This is a genomic window from Bradyrhizobium sp. Ghvi (genome assembly GCF_900115265.1).
In the GTDB taxonomy this organism is placed as follows: Bacteria; Pseudomonadota; Alphaproteobacteria; order Rhizobiales; family Xanthobacteraceae; genus Bradyrhizobium.
Map to the genome: position 1 here is coordinate 779,998 of NZ_FOVU01000003.1, position 16,693 is coordinate 796,690.

21 protein-coding genes and 1 tRNA gene are annotated in these 16,693 nt (G+C 63.6%); 6 read left to right on the plus strand and 16 right to left on the minus strand.

Annotation, left to right across the window (positions count from 1 at the left end; genetic code table 11):
• Positions 1-159 precede the first annotated feature (159 nt).
• Entirely contained in the window at positions 160-423 is a 264-nt protein-coding gene (locus tag BM374_RS38570) for a hypothetical protein (RefSeq protein WP_177248296.1), read from the plus strand.
• Between the two features lie 6 nt (positions 424-429).
• Here the strand turns inward: BM374_RS38570 and BM374_RS14880 are convergent, their stop codons facing one another.
• The 12 genes from BM374_RS14880 to BM374_RS14935 form a co-directional block, all read right to left on the minus strand.
• Complete coding sequence (locus BM374_RS14880) at positions 430-1,536, minus strand: YeeE/YedE family protein (RefSeq protein WP_244552598.1); 1,107 nt, start codon at positions 1,534-1,536, stop codon at positions 430-432.
• An 82-nt stretch (positions 1,537-1,618) separates the two neighbouring features.
• Positions 1,619-2,062 carry a DsrE family protein gene (locus BM374_RS14885; protein WP_092293246.1) on the minus strand — a complete coding sequence of 148 codons (444 nt, stop codon included), beginning with the start codon at positions 2,060-2,062 and terminating at the stop codon, positions 1,619-1,621.
• An 8-nt stretch (positions 2,063-2,070) separates the two neighbouring features.
• Positions 2,071-2,976 carry an alpha/beta hydrolase gene (locus BM374_RS14890; RefSeq protein WP_092293248.1) on the minus strand — a complete coding sequence of 302 codons (906 nt, stop codon included), beginning with the start codon at positions 2,974-2,976 and terminating at the stop codon, positions 2,071-2,073.
• Between the two features lie 14 nt (positions 2,977-2,990).
• A complete protein-coding gene (locus tag BM374_RS14895; RefSeq protein ID WP_177248326.1) occupies positions 2,991-3,422 on the minus strand; it encodes a DsrE family protein in 432 nt (143 codons plus the stop codon).
• 26 nt (positions 3,423-3,448) lie between these two features.
• Positions 3,449-4,186, minus strand: a complete 738-nt coding sequence (locus tag BM374_RS14900; RefSeq protein ID WP_177248297.1) for a c-type cytochrome — start codon at positions 4,184-4,186, stop codon at positions 3,449-3,451.
• Complete coding sequence (gene soxC / locus BM374_RS14905) at positions 4,125-5,396, minus strand: sulfite dehydrogenase (RefSeq protein WP_092293254.1); 1,272 nt, start codon at positions 5,394-5,396, stop codon at positions 4,125-4,127. Before soxC ends, BM374_RS14900 begins: the two co-directional genes overlap by 62 nt.
• A 6-nt stretch (positions 5,397-5,402) precedes the next feature.
• Complete coding sequence (soxB, locus tag BM374_RS14910; RefSeq protein WP_092293256.1) at positions 5,403-7,094, minus strand: thiosulfohydrolase SoxB; 1,692 nt, start codon at positions 7,092-7,094, stop codon at positions 5,403-5,405.
• Between the two features lie 27 nt (positions 7,095-7,121).
• Complete coding sequence (gene soxA, locus BM374_RS14915; RefSeq protein ID WP_092293258.1) at positions 7,122-7,943, minus strand: sulfur oxidation c-type cytochrome SoxA; 822 nt, start codon at positions 7,941-7,943, stop codon at positions 7,122-7,124.
• A 28-nt stretch (positions 7,944-7,971) separates the two neighbouring features.
• A complete protein-coding gene (gene soxZ / locus BM374_RS14920) occupies positions 7,972-8,298 on the minus strand; it encodes a thiosulfate oxidation carrier complex protein SoxZ (RefSeq protein WP_092293260.1) in 327 nt (108 codons plus the stop codon).
• An 18-nt stretch (positions 8,299-8,316) separates the two neighbouring features.
• Positions 8,317-8,769: a thiosulfate oxidation carrier protein SoxY gene (gene soxY / locus BM374_RS14925; RefSeq protein WP_092293262.1), complete on the minus strand. Its 453-nt coding sequence runs from the start codon at positions 8,767-8,769 to the stop codon at positions 8,317-8,319.
• Between the two features lie 18 nt (positions 8,770-8,787).
• Entirely contained in the window at positions 8,788-9,231 is a 444-nt protein-coding gene (gene soxX / locus BM374_RS14930; protein WP_092293264.1) for a sulfur oxidation c-type cytochrome SoxX, read from the minus strand.
• A gap of 130 nt (positions 9,232-9,361) precedes the next feature.
• Positions 9,362-9,943, minus strand: coding sequence for a SoxW family protein (locus BM374_RS14935; protein ID WP_092293266.1), 582 nt, complete (start codon positions 9,941-9,943; stop codon positions 9,362-9,364).
• Positions 9,944-10,030: 87 nt separating this feature from the next.
• Here BM374_RS14935 and BM374_RS14940 point away from each other — a divergent pair, with 87 nt between their 5' ends.
• Positions 10,031-10,750, plus strand: coding sequence for a hypothetical protein (locus tag BM374_RS14940; protein ID WP_177248298.1), 720 nt, complete (start codon positions 10,031-10,033; stop codon positions 10,748-10,750).
• 1 nt (position 10,751) lies between these two features.
• On the opposite strand, the gene BM374_RS14945 is transcribed toward BM374_RS14940, so the two are convergent.
• Positions 10,752-11,483, minus strand: coding sequence for a cytochrome c biogenesis CcdA family protein (locus BM374_RS14945; protein WP_092293268.1), 732 nt, complete (start codon positions 11,481-11,483; stop codon positions 10,752-10,754).
• A gap of 75 nt (positions 11,484-11,558) precedes the next feature.
• Here BM374_RS14945 and BM374_RS14950 point away from each other — a divergent pair, with 75 nt between their 5' ends.
• The 3 genes from BM374_RS14950 to BM374_RS14960 all read left to right on the plus strand — a co-directional run bounded on the left by BM374_RS14950 (position 11,559) and on the right by BM374_RS14960 (position 13,461).
• Positions 11,559-11,930: a thioredoxin domain-containing protein gene (locus tag BM374_RS14950; protein ID WP_092293270.1), complete on the plus strand. Its 372-nt coding sequence runs from the start codon at positions 11,559-11,561 to the stop codon at positions 11,928-11,930.
• 29 nt (positions 11,931-11,959) lie between these two features.
• On the plus strand, positions 11,960-12,310 hold the full coding sequence (locus BM374_RS14955) for an ArsR/SmtB family transcription factor (protein ID WP_028137430.1): 351 nt from the start codon (positions 11,960-11,962) through the stop codon (positions 12,308-12,310).
• Between the two features lie 71 nt (positions 12,311-12,381).
• On the plus strand, positions 12,382-13,461 hold the full coding sequence (locus BM374_RS14960; protein WP_092293272.1) for a YeeE/YedE family protein: 1,080 nt from the start codon (positions 12,382-12,384) through the stop codon (positions 13,459-13,461).
• Positions 13,462-13,504: 43 nt separating this feature from the next.
• On the opposite strand, the gene BM374_RS14965 is transcribed toward BM374_RS14960, so the two are convergent.
• Positions 13,505-13,594 (minus strand) — tRNA-Ser (locus BM374_RS14965).
• 195 nt (positions 13,595-13,789) lie between these two features.
• Between BM374_RS14965 and BM374_RS14970 the strand changes: the two genes are divergently transcribed.
• Positions 13,790-14,131: a hypothetical protein gene (locus BM374_RS14970; RefSeq protein WP_092293274.1), complete on the plus strand. Its 342-nt coding sequence runs from the start codon at positions 13,790-13,792 to the stop codon at positions 14,129-14,131.
• A 39-nt stretch (positions 14,132-14,170) separates the two neighbouring features.
• Here the strand turns inward: BM374_RS14970 and BM374_RS14975 are convergent, their stop codons facing one another.
• Positions 14,171-15,634, minus strand: coding sequence for a trehalose-6-phosphate synthase (locus tag BM374_RS14975; protein ID WP_177248299.1), 1,464 nt, complete (start codon positions 15,632-15,634; stop codon positions 14,171-14,173).
• 236 nt (positions 15,635-15,870) lie between these two features.
• Positions 15,871-16,692 carry a trehalose-phosphatase gene (otsB, locus tag BM374_RS14980; protein WP_092293278.1) on the minus strand — a complete coding sequence of 274 codons (822 nt, stop codon included), beginning with the start codon at positions 16,690-16,692 and terminating at the stop codon, positions 15,871-15,873.
• Position 16,693 lies beyond the last annotated feature (1 nt).

Consider the following 16,693-nt stretch of genomic DNA (forward strand, 5'->3'; position numbering starts at 1 on the left):
CGCCTGATTGAAGGTCGACGGAGATACCGGGATCTTGCGGCCTGATTTTGTGCGATGAAATGCATTTTCCGGCCACCAGCCAAATTCAACCCGGCGTGCCGCTCACGTGCCTCGCCTTCTGATCAGCGCGGGCACGTTGACACCGCGAGGCGGGTACTATTGAACGCCGTCATGGGCAAACCAAACACCCGCGCGCTGGAGCGGCAAGCCAGAGATGTGGCCGCATTGATGCGCATGTTCGCCAACGAACATCGCCACGCTGCAGCAGCCAGTCGAAGGCTGCGCCCAACCGCCTCCGAGCCAATGACAGGGACTGCGAACAGCGAGGCGATGCGCATGTGCGTTTGCCCGACAGCGGCCGGCGCCGCGCTCTCACGGCACGATCGACCGGCAAAGAAAATGACATTTAAAAAGCCAATTTAGCACACTCTAAAGTACAGCGTCAGGGCCCGACGCGGTCGGACTTTCCTGCTGCAGTTGCGGCACGCCGCCACGGTCGACCAGCAGATCGGTGAGCCCCGCCCCCAACCACATGCCGCCGAGCACGATCCAGGCGGTGAGCGCGAACACCGAGGCACCGGTCACCCCGGCGCCAACCGCGCAGCCACCCGCCAGCATGGCGCCAAACCCCATGAGCACCGCACCGAGCAGATAGCGGCGCATGCCGAGCCCGTCCGAAAATCCCTCCAGCTTCAGCTCATGCGCGTTTGTCGCGGCGACGAACGAGCCGAGGAACACGCCGGGAATGATGCCGAGATCGAATCCGAGCCGGAGCTTCGAGCTGTTCAGGACGAGCATCAGCAATTCGGCCGAGGGCCCGCTAAAGGTGAGGCTCTTCAGCGTTACCGGCGCGAAGGAAGCCTGCGCGAGCCGATAGGTGAAGAACCAGCCGGCGACGACGGACGCGCCAGTGGCCAGCGCGGCGAGGATCAGCCGGCGCGGCAACTGACTGCGAAAAGCGAAGACGAGCCCCACGAACAGCCACAGTCCGCCAAAGGCGAGCTTCTCGGGCGTGCCGCCACCGAAAACCGCCATGATGTCGCGCGACGGGCCACCGTCGACCGGCCACAAATTGGTCACCCACTCGCGGGTCGGCGACAGCAGGCCGCGATAAGAGGCCTGCGCGGTGACCGCGAACACCAGGCCGGACAGCAGGGCCCTGAGATTGCCGTTGGCCGAGAGTACGAGCAGCCGGCTGGCGCAGCCCCGGGCGAGGATCATGCCGCAGCCGAACATCACGCCGCCGACCAGCGCGCCCGAGATGCTGCCCTGCTGCGCCAGCTGGCGCGCCTCGGACACGTCGAGCCAACCGACCGCAACCAGCGCCTGCGTGCCAACGAGCGCCGCGGCGAAAGTCAGAAGCCAGACCGCAAGGCGCGGCCCGCCCTCGCCGCGAGAGAATTCGACAGCCGCGGCGCGCAGGCAGAAGCGGCTGCGCTGAGCAAAGAATCCGAAGAGGCCGCCGACCAGGAGGCCGCCCAGCCATGACAGCAGGTCTTCTCCCAAGAGATCGATCAGCGTGGTCAGCGCGCCCACCTCAGTTTTTCCCAGAGATGGATCAATCTATCGCTCGACGCCGCAGCGTCATATGAGCCAGATCAAAGGCTCGCGATATCGGTCATGGCCGCAGATAGGCATATCCCTGCTGTTGCAACTCGGCGAGCCGCACTACGCCACCTTTCTCGGCCACTACGAAGCCGGGGGTGAGATCGTCGAGCTTGACGCCCTGCGCCTTCATCGTGTTGGCGCAGGCCTCAAATCCGACGCCGGCATCGACGAGCTTCGTCATCATCGCAACGGTGTGATCCTCGGCGGCGAGCGCGTGAAAGGCGCGCAACGCCGGCCCATGCACGACCAGCCTGATGTCGGCCTTGCCGGCTCCGCCGACGCCGTCGACATGGTTCTGCAGATTGCCCAGAACGAAGACGACACGGTCGAGATCGGCGAGGTGATAGACGACGCGCTGTCGCGCGGGCGCTTCCGTCGCCGCGGACGCTTCGCGTACGCTGAGAATGCCAAATAGTCCGGCAAGGCTCGCGCGAAGCATGGATCGACGCTGCATGGTCCCTCCTATCGTGTCTGCTTGATGAAGTCAGCGATGCGATCGGCGACGTCTTCCGCGAAGAGGTCGCGAAAAAAGTGATCGGCGTCATCGATCTTGTCGAGCTGCACCCGGCCACCGCTCGAATCGGCAAGCGGCGCGAAGGATGCTATCACATCGGGCACGACCGTATCCTTGGCGGCGGCGAGCACCAGCACCGGCAGCTTCATGCGCGACACCAGCGCTGCGGTGTCCTGGCTGGAATCGGCGGCATAGAAGGACGTGAAGGCGCGCGCAGTCACGATGGCGTTGCGGCAATAGATGAAGCCAGGCACGTCCATCCACTCTCCGCCGCGGCCCGCTGCGACGGCCTTCGTTGCCTGCTCCAGCAACGGTTCGAGCGGCTTGCCATAAGTCCGGGCATAGGAGACGCGCAAGTCGGCCTCCGCCTTTGCGGTGACCGGCGCCAGCAGCACCGCGCCAGCCACCGGCGGAGCTTCGTTCGCCGCGAGATAGCGCGCAACCTGGTTTCCGCCGCGAGAATGGCCGAACGTGAAGACGGGCCGGGAGATGCTCTTTGCCCTGTTCACCCAGGCCGCGATCTCCGCGACCGGATCAGCGGTGACATAGTCGTGCCGAACGGCGCAGTCATACATACCATTACGGCGGTCGAGGCCAAGCGACAGCGTATGGGCGAGCGAGGCGATCCCGCGCTGCTCCAGCGCCTTGGCAACGCCCTGGATGACCTCCATGTCCTTGTGGGCGAGCGTGCCATGGGTCATCACGACGAGTGGCGTGTCGGGCGCCATCGACGTTGGCGTGCGCAGCGTCGCGAGTGCCGTCTGGCCGTTGATCGACAATTCGAGCTGCTGTTCGGTGGCGCCGGCAGGCACCGCCAGCGCGAGCAAGGCAGCCAGTCCCATCAACCATCGCATCGGCGGGCCCCTCCTCAGGGACGAACGATCGTCCAGTTCTTTTCCGCGAGATCCATCAGCGCGGCAACCCCGACCTGGGTGACGCTGATGCCCGCGATCAGCGGCGGTCGCCTGCCCTCCTTCGCTGCCAACGTCTCCAGCGTGTTGCCGCAGGCGATGAAGCTCACATTGGGCATCGATTTCAGGAAATTCAACAAGCGTTCCTTCACCGGCGAGCGGTCATCGAGGAGCATGTCGAGGCCGCCATTGAAGGCGACGACCACGATCTCGACGTCGTCGCCCTGCCCGGAATAATGCCGCGAGACGTTGGCCGCAACATCGAGAACCGCGCGCATCTTGACCGGATCGTCATCGCTGATCTGCAGCGCGAGCCGGTGTGGATCCGCCGCCTGCGCCGAAGCCTGAAAAGTCGCGATGAGCAAGCCGGCGGCAATCGCCGCGCACAGTACCGCGCGACGACTTGCCCCGATGCTCACTCCACGCCCCGCGGCTTTCCGTCCTTGCCGTCCTCAGGCGTCACATCGATGACCGCGGCGCGCCCGGTGATCTTCACCGGTGCGATGCAATCCTTCATGCAAGGGTCCTTCTGCCAGAACGACTTCTCGCTGGTGGCGCGGTCGTCCATCACAAAGCCTTGCTCGTTCGGCATCTTGATCGTGGCAAGATTCTTGTTGGTCAGCTCGAAATTCTGGTCGGTGACGACGTCGTTCAGGTACAGCACATAGGCGACCAGCGCGTAGTATTCGTTGACCGAAAACGACTCGGCATTGCCGTAGGGCATGGCGTGACGGACATAATCGAACACGGTCGAGGCGTAGGGCCAGTACGAGCCCACCGTCTTGACCGGATTATCGGATGTCAGCGAGCCCTTGCCGCCGGCCAGCACCGGCCAGCGGCCGTTGCCCTCGCCGAACTCGCCATGGCAGGTCGAGCAATTGTCCATGAAAAGCTTTTCGCCCTGCGCGACGGTACCCTTGCCCTCCGGCAGACCCTGGCCATCGGGCCGCACGTCGATATCCCAGCCACGGATCTCGTCCGCGGTCGGAGCGCGTCCAATGTGATAGCGCGGCGCGCTCTTGGCATCCGCCTTCTGTTGCGCGAGCGCCGGCGTGCTCAGCCCGCAAGCGAGCAGCGCAGCTACAATGAAGTTAGGCGACTTCGACATTCTCGACCTCACCATTGGCCTGCACATGCCAGGTCTGGATGCCATTGTTGTGATAGATGGAGTTGACGCCGCGGATCTTGCGCAGCTCGGCCTTGCTCGGCTGCACGTATCCGGTTTCGTCCTGCACGCGCGATTGCAGCAGCAGCGGCTCGCCGTTCCAGTCGAACTCGTAGTAGAAGCGCGTCAACGCCTTATCGAGCACGGGCCCATCGATCCGCGCCGGCCACCAATTGCGGCCGCCGTCGAGCGAGACGTCCACGCGCTTAACCTTGCCGTTGCCGCTCCAGGCGAGACCGGAGACGATCGTAAAACCCTTGCCGTGCTTGATCGGTGCCTGCGGACTTGGACAAGTGATCACCGACTTGGCGTCCATCGACCAGGTGAACCGGCGCGCCTTGCCGTTTGGCAGCAGATCCGTGTATTTCGACGTCTCCTCGCGGGTGTGCCAGGGCTGGTCGCCGACCTTGATGCGGCGCAGCCACTTGACCCAGAGATTGCCTTGCCAGCCGGGCACCACGAGCCGCATCGGATAACCTTGCTCGGGATAGAGCGCTTCGCCGTTCATCTTGTAGGCGATGATGCAATCGTCGAGCGCCTTCTCGATCGGCAGGCTGCGATCCATCGCCGCCGCATCGGCGCCCTCGACCAGCAACCACTTGCCGTTGGTCTTGACGCCGGCTTCTTCCAGCAGGGTGCGCAGCGACACGCCGGTGTACTGCACGCAGTGGATCATGCCGTGGGTGAACTGGCAGCCATTGAGTTGCGCGCCGCGCCACTCCATGCCCGAATTCGCTGCGCACTCCATGAAGTGGATGCGGTTGACGCGCGGGTAGCGCTTCAGCTCCTCCAGCGTCAGGATCAGCGGACGCTCGACCAGCCCGTGGATCATCAGGCGATGATCGGCCGGATCGATCTCGGCGATCCCGCCGTGATGCCGCTCGAAGCAGAGCCCGTTCGGGGTGATGATGCCTTCGAGCTCATGCAGCGGGGTGAAGCTCACCGAGGATTCGCGCGAGGCGGTCAGCCATTCGACGTCGCGCCGGACGACATCCTTCTCGAATTTCGAGGGCTTGCCGTAGGGGCGTACGGCAACACCCTCGCCGAGTGCCCTGGTCCATTCGGGGACATTGGGGGGCTGGTTGGCCGGATTGCCGCCGCCGGCAAGAGCGGGCTTGGCGAGCACCGATGCGGCAACACCGGCCCCAACGGCCAGGAAGTTGCGTCGGGATTGCCGGGGACTGTCCATCTTCGACATCGCTTCTTACGCTCCGGTGACTTTGACGGCTCTGTTGGGTTCGAGGCGAACCACCTTCTGTCGGGTCAGGTAATTGCCGACGACCTCCCAGATCGGCGGCCCTTCGGTTCCTTCGTTGACGCTGGCCCAGCCGGCGACCTGATATTCCCTGGCGGGGTCGATCGGCGCGCCGGTCTTGAGCATCTGCATGTCCGAGATTCGGTTGCCTTGCGGTTTCGTGACATCGATCGCGTAGGACAGGCCGCCGATCCGCACCATGTCGCCGCCCTGCTGATAGTAGGGATCGACGTTGAAGAGGTTGTCGGCGACATCCTCGACGATCTCTTTCAATCGCGCGCCCGTCATGCCCATCCGGTACACCGCAGGGTAGGTGATCGCGGTCGCGTTGGTGAGGTCTTCGAAGGTGATGTCCTGTCCAGGCAGTACGCTGGTGCCCCAGCGGAAGCCCGGCGACAGCGCGATCTCGGCATCGCGCTCCTGCATCAGCGCCTGGCAGATCAGATCATCGAACGTGCCGTTGAAATTGCCGCGCCGATAGAGCAGCGAATCGGTCTTGCCGAGCACCTTGGACAGCTCCGACGCGAAGGGCTTCCGCACCTCGGCGATCTTGGCCGCCATCTCGGCATCGGCCGTGATCACGTCGGAAAACAGCGGGATGAGTTTGTACCTGAAAGCCTTGACCTCGCCGTCGCGGACGTCGAGATCGAGCCGCGAGACGAACTTGCCGGACGAACCCGACGCGATCAGCAGGGTTTTTCCGACCTTGACCGCCTCCGGCAGCGCGTCATGGGTGTGTCCGGTCAGGATGACGTCGATGCCCTTGACTCGGCTCGCAAGCTTGCGGTCGACGTCGAAGCCATTGTGGGAAAGCAGCACGACGAGTTGCGCGCCGCCCTTGCGAGCCTTGTCGACCTGCGCCTGGACATCCTCCTCGCGCACGCCGAAAGACCAGTTCGGAATCATCCAACGCGGATTGGCGACCGGCGTGTAGGGAAAGGCCTGGCCGAGCACGGCGATCTTGACGCCGCCGCGCTCGATCATCGAGGAGGCGTCGAACGCCGCCTCGTTCCATTCGGTGTCGCGGATGTTGAGGCCGAGGAACGGGAAACCGAGGCCCTCGATCGCCTGCTTGACGCGCTCGGTGCCGTAAGTGAACTCCCAATGGCCGGTCATGGCGTCGGGCTTAAGTAGCGCCATGCAGTCGATCATGTCCTGGCCGCGCGTCTTCAGCGACGACCATGAACCCTGCCAGGTGTCGCCACCGTCGAGCAGCGCGACCTTGTCGCCCCGTTCGGCGCGGATCGCCTTGATCACGGTGGCGGCACGATCGAGACCGCCGATCCGGCCGTAGCTCTTGGCCAGCGCCTCGAAATCCTCCGACGTCAGGGCGTAGGCCGCCGACGAGCCCGGGGCGATACCGAAGCGGGCGAGGAACTCCCTGCCGGTGACGTGCGGCGGGAGTCCCTTCGCCTCGCCCACGCCAAGATTGGTCGACGGCTCGCGGAAATAGAGCGGCATGAGCTGGCCGTGAATGTCGGTCACATGCACCAGCGTGACATTGCCGAGCGGCTCGAAGGCCAGTAACTCCTTCTCGGTCAGGCGCTGCTGGGCAACCGCCCGGGTCAGGCCGGAGCCGACGCCAGTCGAGAGCGCCGCCGTTGCCGCGGCCACCTGGATGAATTCGCGGCGAGAGATCATGCGCAATACTCCTGCAAGCTCATCGTTTCAGTTGCGCACCGACGGCGTCTCGACCGGCAATCCGATGCCCCGCCAGGCGACGTAGAGCTCGAGCGCAAGGAAATCGTCCGACAAGGGCTTGAACGGCTCGGCGCGCACGTCGAACATGCAGCCCTCGAATCGCTCGTGCAGCGGCACCAGTCGCTGGTCGCGCAGCCGGTAGGTCGGAAAGCCGTTGGTCTGACCCTGGCTTAGAAAATCCGCGCGCATGAACTTGCCGTTGTTGCGCTCGTGGCAGGAGGCGCAGGCGAGATCGAGCTGGCCGAACCGCGTGTAGTAGGTCTGCTTGCCGCGCTCGAACCATGGCGACATCGGGCCGTCGGTCTTCACCGTCACCGGCATGCCGTGGGACTGATAGCGCACGAAGGTCGTCATGTCGGTCAGTTCCTGGGATTTGAATTTCCACGGCTCCGCCTTCATGTGCTCGCTGCGGCAGATGTTGATGCGCTGCTCGAGATTGACCGGCTTCTTCAGCTTGTCGTCCCATTTCGGCATCGCGGCCCCGACGCCCTTCATGCTGGTCTCGGCCTCGCCGTGGCAGCTCATGCAGGACTTGCCCTCACTGCCCTCGACCTTCTTCCAGATGTCGGCGGCACGCTCGACCGCCAAGAAGCCCGGGTTCTCAAGGTCGTCGTCCTGCAGCGCACGCGTCTCCTTGCTGCGGAATTCGTAGCCGGAGATGATGGTCTTGAACACGTGCCCGGGCGGTGCCGGGATGCCCTTGCGTTCGGCTTCCTGCGCGGAGGCGCAGGTTGCGACCGACGCAAGCACGACGGCCGCGGCGGCGAGCCCAACATATCGTTGCAGCATCCGTCCCCTCCCTCGAAACGCGCGCGCGTCAGGCCTTGAGCGCGATCTTCTCTTCGGCCGTGATCACCGTGCCGTCGTCGTCGGTCCAGGAGAACTTGAACGTTCCGGCCTCGTCCACCTTCGCATCGAACTGGATGTAGGGATTGGCCGAGATCGCCGGCTCCAGCCCGCAGGAGAAAACGGGCTTGCCGTTGAACTCGCAGGCGAACTTGTTGATGATCTTTCGCGGAATGGTCTTGCCCTGCGCGTCCTTGCGCTGGCCGGATTCCATGACGTGCGAAACCAGGGTCTTGATCTGGATGACCTCGCCCTTGGCCGCTTCCTTCGGAAGCTTGATGCGCGGTTTGTCTGCCATCTTCTCTCTCCTGAGCCCTTAGCCGCCGCAGCCGCCGATGGTGACCTTCACGGTCTTCTGCTCCGTGAACAACGAACCGTCGCTCATCTTCGCGATCGCCACCACGTTCTGAGTGGTCGCGAGCCGGATCCGGATCGAGGCTTCCGCCTTGCCCGACAGCGGCGTGAACGACAGCGTCGCGACGCCCGCATTCGGGTTGCCGTCCGCAATGATCATGACGTCCTTGACGTAGGACTCCGCGGTCATCGGGCTCTCGATGTTGATCGACAGCGGCACGGTATTGCCGTTCTCGGCGATCTCGGGCAGATCCAGCGAAATCTTGCCCTTGGCCGGCTGCTTGCCGCCGGTGAACTTCTCGATCCACTTCGCCGCGTCGTTCGTCACTTCGGCATCGGCCCCCATGGGCATCAGGGTCAGCATGACGAAGCCGCCCCCGAGCGCAAACGCCTGCCGTCGATTGATGGCCTTCATTCCTGATCCTCCTCGCCGTCAGTTCAGCGTCTTGAGAAAAGCGATGACATCCTCGACCTGCGCGGCCGTCAGAATGGATTTGCCGACGAACTCCGGGCGCACCCGGCTCAAGCCGTCGTTCTTGAAGAATGCCGGCATCACGGTGTCGGTGAAGATGCGCTTGGGGTCGGCGACGATGAGCCGCAGTTGCGCCTCGGTGTAGCGGCCGGCGACGCCGTCGAGCGACGGACCGAACTCGCCGTGGAATTCCTCGGACTTCAGCCTGGTGACCTGATGGCAAGCCAGGCAGTTGCCGAGCGTGCGGGTCAGGAACACCTTCTTGCCAGCCTCGGCACTGCCGGGCGAACCGGTCAGGGATTTCGGCAGGGAATCGCTGACGACGTCGAGCTTGATCGGCTCCTGCGCGTACGCGCTCCCGACCATCAGACATAAAGCAAACGCAGCAGCAAGCGGGCGCCGCATATTTCCTACCCTTGATGGCGAGGTGACGCCCGCCTCGTTGATGACGGATCCAACGATCCTTCACATTCAGTTATTATGATATGTTCATGTATTGAGCGGCGTCAAGATAAATCTGAGCGCGACGTCGGGACTAGCCGCTGGCGGCGAGGAAATCCTTGAACGAGCCACGCTCATAGGCGCGCTCCCGCACGAATCGAAACATCGCCAGGAAATGCTGCGGCTTCAGGTAGCCGGGTGCTCGCGCGACTTCCCGCGCCATCGAGTCCTTCGCCTCGATACCGCTGGACGACGGTGGAAAGAACTGGAACGTCGGGGTGAACCTGATCCCGTATTTCTGGGCAAGGTCCTTCTCCGACAGCTCCTGACGATCGAAATCCGTAACCTTGCGGGACCCGATCAGATTGAGCTGGAGCACCTCGAAATTATCGCGGACGTAGTTCGCAATACTGGCATCGGCGAAATTCACCAGATGCGTTTCGCGGCAGTAGGGACAACCGCGCAGCTCCCACATGATGGCGAGGCGCTTGCCGCTGGCGGCAGCGCTCTCGAGGTCTTCGCGTAGATCGAGAAAGCTCTGCAGAAACCAAGGCTCGTGATAGAGGCCGTCATCTCCCAGCGCGGGCTCGGCCACGGCCACACCGCGGGCGGCGGTGAACGCGGCGCCCGAGGCCAATGCCAGAAACCCACGCCGCGTCGACCTGCTGAGAGACATCGGGAATTTCGGCCTTCGAGGATGTTGCGAGTCGCGTCAGGTTTATTATGATATTCGAATACAGGAATATGACAAGGATTTCTGATCTTGCGCTGCATCATCGCGCTTTTGACGTTTCTGGCCTGCAGCACGCTCGCGTTGGGCGCCGAGAGCGACGGCGCCAAGGATTTCGCATCGGCGATGGAGCCTATCATGGCCAATCTGCGCACCGCCGCTAGCTACACGCGGACCGGAAACATCGCGTTGGCGCAGATGGAGACCGAGGAGGCCGTGACAGCCTGGAAGCGGCTCGAGACAAATGCATCGAGTCTCCCTTTCCCTCAAACGCCGGCAACCCTGACGGAATTTCTCAGCCAGGGCAGCCAGCGGCTTGGAGCCGCCGCGCACGCCCTCGACAGCGGAGACAATGTCGCCGCCGGCCGCGACCTGCACCTGATCCGCCAATCATTCCATCAGCTTCGACGCCAGTCCGGCCTCTACGATCTCGGCGACTGCGTCTTCGAGATCGCGCCTGCCATGGAAAAATTACGCGTTGCAGCGAGCTCGTATGGCGAACAGCCTGCACCTGCTCACGCCGAGGATACCGTCGCCGCGGCGAGCGCACTGCGCGATCGTCTGCAGCGTTGCAACGATTGGGCGCGGGCGGCCGTCGCTGAGAGAAACGAGTTCCGACGGCTGATCGACGGCGCGATCGCCAGCAGCAGCGAGATCGCCCATGCGGCGATGGCGGGCGACGGACCGCTCGTGCATCGTTACCTGATCGAGTTGCAGTCTTACGCCCAGCTCCTGGATTTCCGTTTCGGCTAGATCAACCGATGCTGGTCAGCGCCGGAAAGTGCTCCAGCAGCCATTCCGAAACCGTGGGCATCAGCCCGGTCAGGAACATCAATCCCGTCGCGACCAGAAAGGCGCCCATTGTCTTTTCGACCATGCCGAGGTGCCGGCGCACGCGGCCAAGCGCTCCGATAAAGCGGCCGGTGAAAGCGGCTGCGACAAGAAAAGGGATGCCGGTGCCGATCGAATAGGCAAGCAGCAACAAGGCCCCTCGTGAGGTGGTGTCCTCGGACCCGGCCATGAGCAGGACGGCGGCGAGGATGGGTCCGGCGCAGGGCGTCCACCCGAACGCGAACGCCAGCCCCATGACGAAGGCGCCCGCCACGCCGGCCGGCCGACTCTCGATCTGCAGCGTGGCGCTGCGATAGAGCAGCGGAATCCTGAGCACGCCGAGAAAATGCAGACCCATCACGACGATCAGGACGCCGGCGACGATACCAAGCGTCGAAAGATGCGCCGAGACGAAACGGCCCGCAATCGATGCCGTCGAACCAAGCGCGACGAAAACCAGGGAAAAGCCGGCCACGAAGGCAAGCGCCGAAACCAGGATGCGCGGCCGCAGTTCGGGCTGACTATCCGAGAGATCCGTGACGGAGACACCGGCCATATAGCAGAGGAACGGCGGAACGAGCGGCAGGATGCAGGGCGACAGAAACGATAACAGGCCCGCGACGAAGGCCGCACCAAGCGTGACATCCAAGGTCATTGCTCCCATCCCTAGCACATATACGAATTTAATGATATAAAGAGCCAGGAAAGTCCAGAAGGTCCATTACGCAGGATGAGTCGCATCGTCGGATTGCTCGTGGTCGCTATCATGCTCGCGCTGCACGCGACGCGGTCGCACGCTGCCGAACTCGTCATGTTCGAACGGGCCGGCTGCGTGTGGTGCGCGCGCTTTGACGCCGAGATCGCGCCGATCTACGGCAGGACCGAGGAGGGCCATGCCGCGCCGCTGCGCCGTGTCGACCTCGACCGTCCCCTGCCCGGCGATCTCTCCGGAATCGATCCGGGTGCCTTCACGCCGAGCTTCGTCGTGCTACAAGAGGGCCGGGAGATCGGCCGCATTCGCGGCTATCCGGGGGATGCCTTCTTCTTCGGCCTGCTGAACCGGATCCTGACCAGCTCGGGATCGACGCCCGGCAGGTCGTGATCAAAGGATGTCGTTAGGGATTTGACGCGATGCCGTTGCCAAAGCTGAAGGAGATCGAGGGATCCGCCGAACTCGAGCAGATGATCGAGAAGGCGCGCGAGGCGAGCGACATGCTGAAGGCGCTGTCGCATGAATCCCGATTGCTGCTGCTTTGCATCCTCGCCGAGGGTGAGAAGTCGGTGACCGAGCTCGAGCAGTTCCTCGGCGAGCGGCAGTCGACTGTCTCCCAACAGCTCGCGCGGCTGCGGCTCGACCGGCTCGTCACCACCCGCCGCGACGGCAAGACGATCTACTACAGCCTCGCCAGCGAGGACGTCCGCAAGATTTTGACTGCGGTTTACGACGTGTTCTGCGAGCCGGTGCGCCGCCGGCGCCGGTAGTTCTCCGCACTGGCTTTCCGGAGCCTTCCGGCGCAGACTGCCCGAGGCGAAGAACAAACATCTCCGGAGGAATGCTGAATCCGTCGACCATAGCATTTGCATGCGGGCTTGCCGCCGGGGCCGTGCTCGGTGTCGCCGGGCGCGCTGGAAGGTTTTGCACACTCGCGATGCTCGAGGACGCGTTTTTCGGGTCGGATTTGCGCCGGCTGAAGTCTTTTGCGCTGGCTGCGGCCGTGGCGCTGCTTGCGACCCAGGCTCTTTCTGAATTCGGCGTCGTCGATCTGTCGCGGTCGATCTATTTGACGTCGTCGATCGGACTTGGCGGCTCGATCGTCGGCGGGCTGATGTTCGGCATCGGCATGGCGCTGGTCGGCACCTGCGGTTTCGGCACGCTGGTCCGCGTCGGCGGCGGCGATTTGCGGGCCATCGTGATCTTTCTCGTGCTCGGCCTCTCTGCGCTCGCGACCATGCGCGGCATCACGGGGATGCTGCGCGTGATGCTGATCGAACCGTTGTCGCTGCGGCTGGCGGAGGGCACCAACCAGACGTTGGCCTCGCTGTTGGGTGCGGGAAGCGCGATGCGCGCACTCCTCGTCGTGTCGATCGCGATTGCGCTCGCCATCTGGGCCTTGGCAGACGGCCGGCTCGTCCGGTCGCCTCGACTTTTGGCCTCGGGCCTCGCGGTCGGCGGCGCGATCGCATTCGGCTGGTTCGCGACGGGGTGGCTTGCCGACGACGAATTCGATCCCGCCCGCGTCTCTTCGCTCACTTTCGTCGCGCCACTCGGCGACACCATCCTCTATATCGCCACCTTCTCAGGTGCGCGGCTGAATTTCGGCATCGGCTCCGTTGCCGGTGTCATAGCGGGCTCTTTTGCTGCGGCAATGCTCGCGCGCGGCTTTCGCTGGGAAGCCTGCGACGACGCGCGCGAATTGAAGCGCCACATGACTGGCGCGCTTCTGATGGGCTGCGGAGGGGTCATGTCGATGGGATGCACCATCGGCCAGGGCTTGACAGCGTTCTCGACGCTCGCCGTTTCGGCGCCGATGACCATGCTGGCGATTGCCTGCGGAGCCCGACTCGGGCTTGAGTTCACGATGACCGGCGAATGGCTGCCCGCAGTGCGCAAGCTGTTTGGCGTCTCGACCTAGAGGAAAGGACTGTCGCTTCAACACCGGACTGCGGTTGGGGCCGTGGCGGAGAGAGTGGGATTCGAACCCACGGTACGGTTTCCCGCACACACGCTTTCCAAGCGTGCGCCTTAAGCCACTCGGCCATCTCTCCGGAGCGCCCTCTCTTGAAGGGGCGCCGGTGATTTTGCAAGGGATCGCGGGCAAATCGGCTAAATTTTCCGCAACACATTGTATTTGCATGAGAATATGTCGCGCCCCGGACCTGCTCCGAAGCCTCTCGGGATGAACCGATCGCGGGTTTGGCGCGACGATTCACCTGAGGACGCCAGACGTGACTGGGGACGCCATGACCATCCGCAAGATCATCGCCGCGCTTAGCCTGATTTCGGCCCTTGGCTCCGGCTATGCGGCGCCCGCCCAGGCCCAGGCCTGCACCCGCCAGGGCATCGATGTGACCTGCGACGATGGCCGGCACGGGGTACTTTCGGGCGATGCCATCCTCTGGCCGGATGGGACCCGCTCCAGCTCGACGCCGCATCAGAGCGTGATCATCGGCAACAAGAGCTCGGTACATGTCGGGCCCGGCGTCTTCGTCGGCCAAGGCAAGGGCGTGGTGCCGATGGACGATCCGAACGCGCCGAACAAGCGGCAGTGCGCGATTCTGGACGGGGTGTCATATTGCTATTGAGGCTCGCCTCTCCCGGAGAACCAGGCAGAGGCGATAAATCTAGATCAGCCGGACACCGGAGATCGCCGACTTCAGCCACCGCAGCGCTTGCGGCGGTTGCGCGGCGAGTGGGGCAGCCGCAACCTTCTCCGTCCGACACTTCTCCAGCTCGGCGACGAAGTCCGACGACCATTGCTGGATGGTATGGCCGCGCAGGGTCTTCATCATCGCCTCCCACCGCATCTTGCGCTCGGTGAGCGGCATCGCGGCAGCCACGGCAATCGCGCGGGCCATGCCGTCGACGTCGTGCGGATTGACCACCAGCGCGGTGTCGAGCTCATTGGCGGCGCCGGCGAACTTCGACAGCACTAGCACGCCGGGATCGGCCGGATTTTGCGCGGCGACATATTCCTTGGCGACAAGGTTCATGCCGTCGTGCAGCGGCGTCACCACGCCGATCTGCGCGGTGCGGTAGAGACCGGCGAGCACGGCCTGGCTGAAACCCTTGTTGAGATAACGGATCGGCGTCCAGTCGACTTCGCCATGGCGCCCGTTAACGTCAGTGACGAGGCGGGCGACCTCGCTCTGAAGATTGCCATAGGCCTCGATGCCGCCGCGCGACGGGTTGGCGATCTGCAGCAGCGAGATGCTGCGCGCAAATTGCGGTTGATCGGTCCAGAGCCGGTCGAACGCGCTGATGCGGTTGATAAGGCCCTTGGAATAGTCGAGCCGGTCCACGCCGATCGCGAGCCGCTCGCCGTTCAAGCTGCGACGCAGGCGCGAGACATCGGGATGCGAAGCAGACTTCGCGGCATAGGCAGCGAACTTCTCTGCGTCGATGCCGATCGGAAACACTTCGCAGCGCGTGCGGCCATGCTGCGAGAGCACGACACCGTCCTCGATGGCGAGGCCGAGCTCACCGCCGGCATAACCGAGGAAATTCTGACAATCCGCATCGGTCTGGAAACCGAGCAGGTCATAAGCCAGCATCGCCGTGATCAGCTCACGATGATTGGGCACACCCTGCATCACCGCCGCGACCGGCCAGGGCGTGTGCAGAAAGAAGCCAATGGGATCATCGACGCCGAGTTCGCGCAACTCCGCACCGAGCGCCAGGAAATGATAATCCTGCACCCAGAACGCGGTTTTGACTTTTCGGAAGCGCATCAGAGCGCGCGCCATGAACGCGTTGACTTCGCGATAGCTGACGTAGTCCTCGCGGGAGACGCGGATCAAATCGCTGCGCGAATGCAGCGCCGGCCACAGCGCCGAATTGGCAAAGCCTTCATAATAGCCGCCGTAATGCGCCGCCGGCAGATCCAGCGTCGCAATCGCGCCTGATCCCAGCGCTTCGATCTCGGCGAACGGCTCCTTCTGATGGCCGTCGCGCACGCGACCGGAGGAACCGACCCAGATGGCACCGGAATGCTCCACGACGGGAAGCAAGGCCGCCGCCAGACCGCCCGTCATGGGTTCGTTGGGTTTACCGCGCGCAACTCGATTTGAAACGACGACTAAGTTCACAGGTCGTCCCCTCCTGTTCATTCCACCCCGTTTAACTGCCGTTCATCAATATGGTTCCGGTCATCATTTCCACGAAATGAAACCAAAGTCAGGCACGCGCGTTGGAACCAGTTTCCTTCAGAGGAACCCAGCGATTTTGTTGGGAAAATGGAGCGCGGCATCAACTCGGCACGACTTGAATCCCTCGCGCGCAGGAACCCACAGGAGCACAATGTGGCTCTGCGATGACCCTTGCCTTATTCCAGCCTCGTGTCGTCAAGCAGGCGGGCAAGAAAGGCGCGGACATCGTTTGGCGTATCGAAGTGACCGTTGACGCCCATGGCCCGGCGACCGACCGAGAAAGAAAGGCCGTTCATGTCCGGCATGATCGCAAACACGGTTTCATCGGTGACGTCATCACCGATGAAGATGGGACGGCGCCCTTTAAAGGGCTCGTGCTTCATCAGCTCGCGCACCCCCGTCGCCTTGGTGAAACCCGAATGCTTGATCTCGCAGACGAACTTGCCGGGCAACACCTCGATCGGCGCATTGGGCAGATCGGCGCGGATCAGCGAGACCGCTTCATAGATCGCCTTCTCCGCATGCGGCGCGAGGCGATAATGCAACGCCAGTGAATAACCTTTGTCCTCGAGCAGAATGCCGGGGCTGAGCTTTGCGATCGCGGCCAGCCGCCGCTTCAGCTCCTTGTCCATCGGCGGCGCGTGGACGTCATCAGCCTCATTCCCCACCGACAGCCGCATCTCCGCACCGTGACCGGCGACGGCGCGAAACACATCGGGCGCAAAGATCAGGTCGATGTCGTTGAGCGAGCGGCCGCTGACCATGGCCAGCGCGCCAGACGTCCGCTGCGTCAGCCGGTTGAGCGTCTCCGACAGGCCCGGTGGCACCCACACTTCGCGCGGCGTCGGCATCAGGTCGAGCAACGTGCCGTCGATATCGAGCAGGATCGCCGTCTCGTTGAGATGCGGGACGAGCGCGTGCGGCACCGGCACGGCGTCGGGAGCTTCATCATCTGGCATGGGACGCATCTGATCCAGTTCAGCGAGTTCCGATTTCATA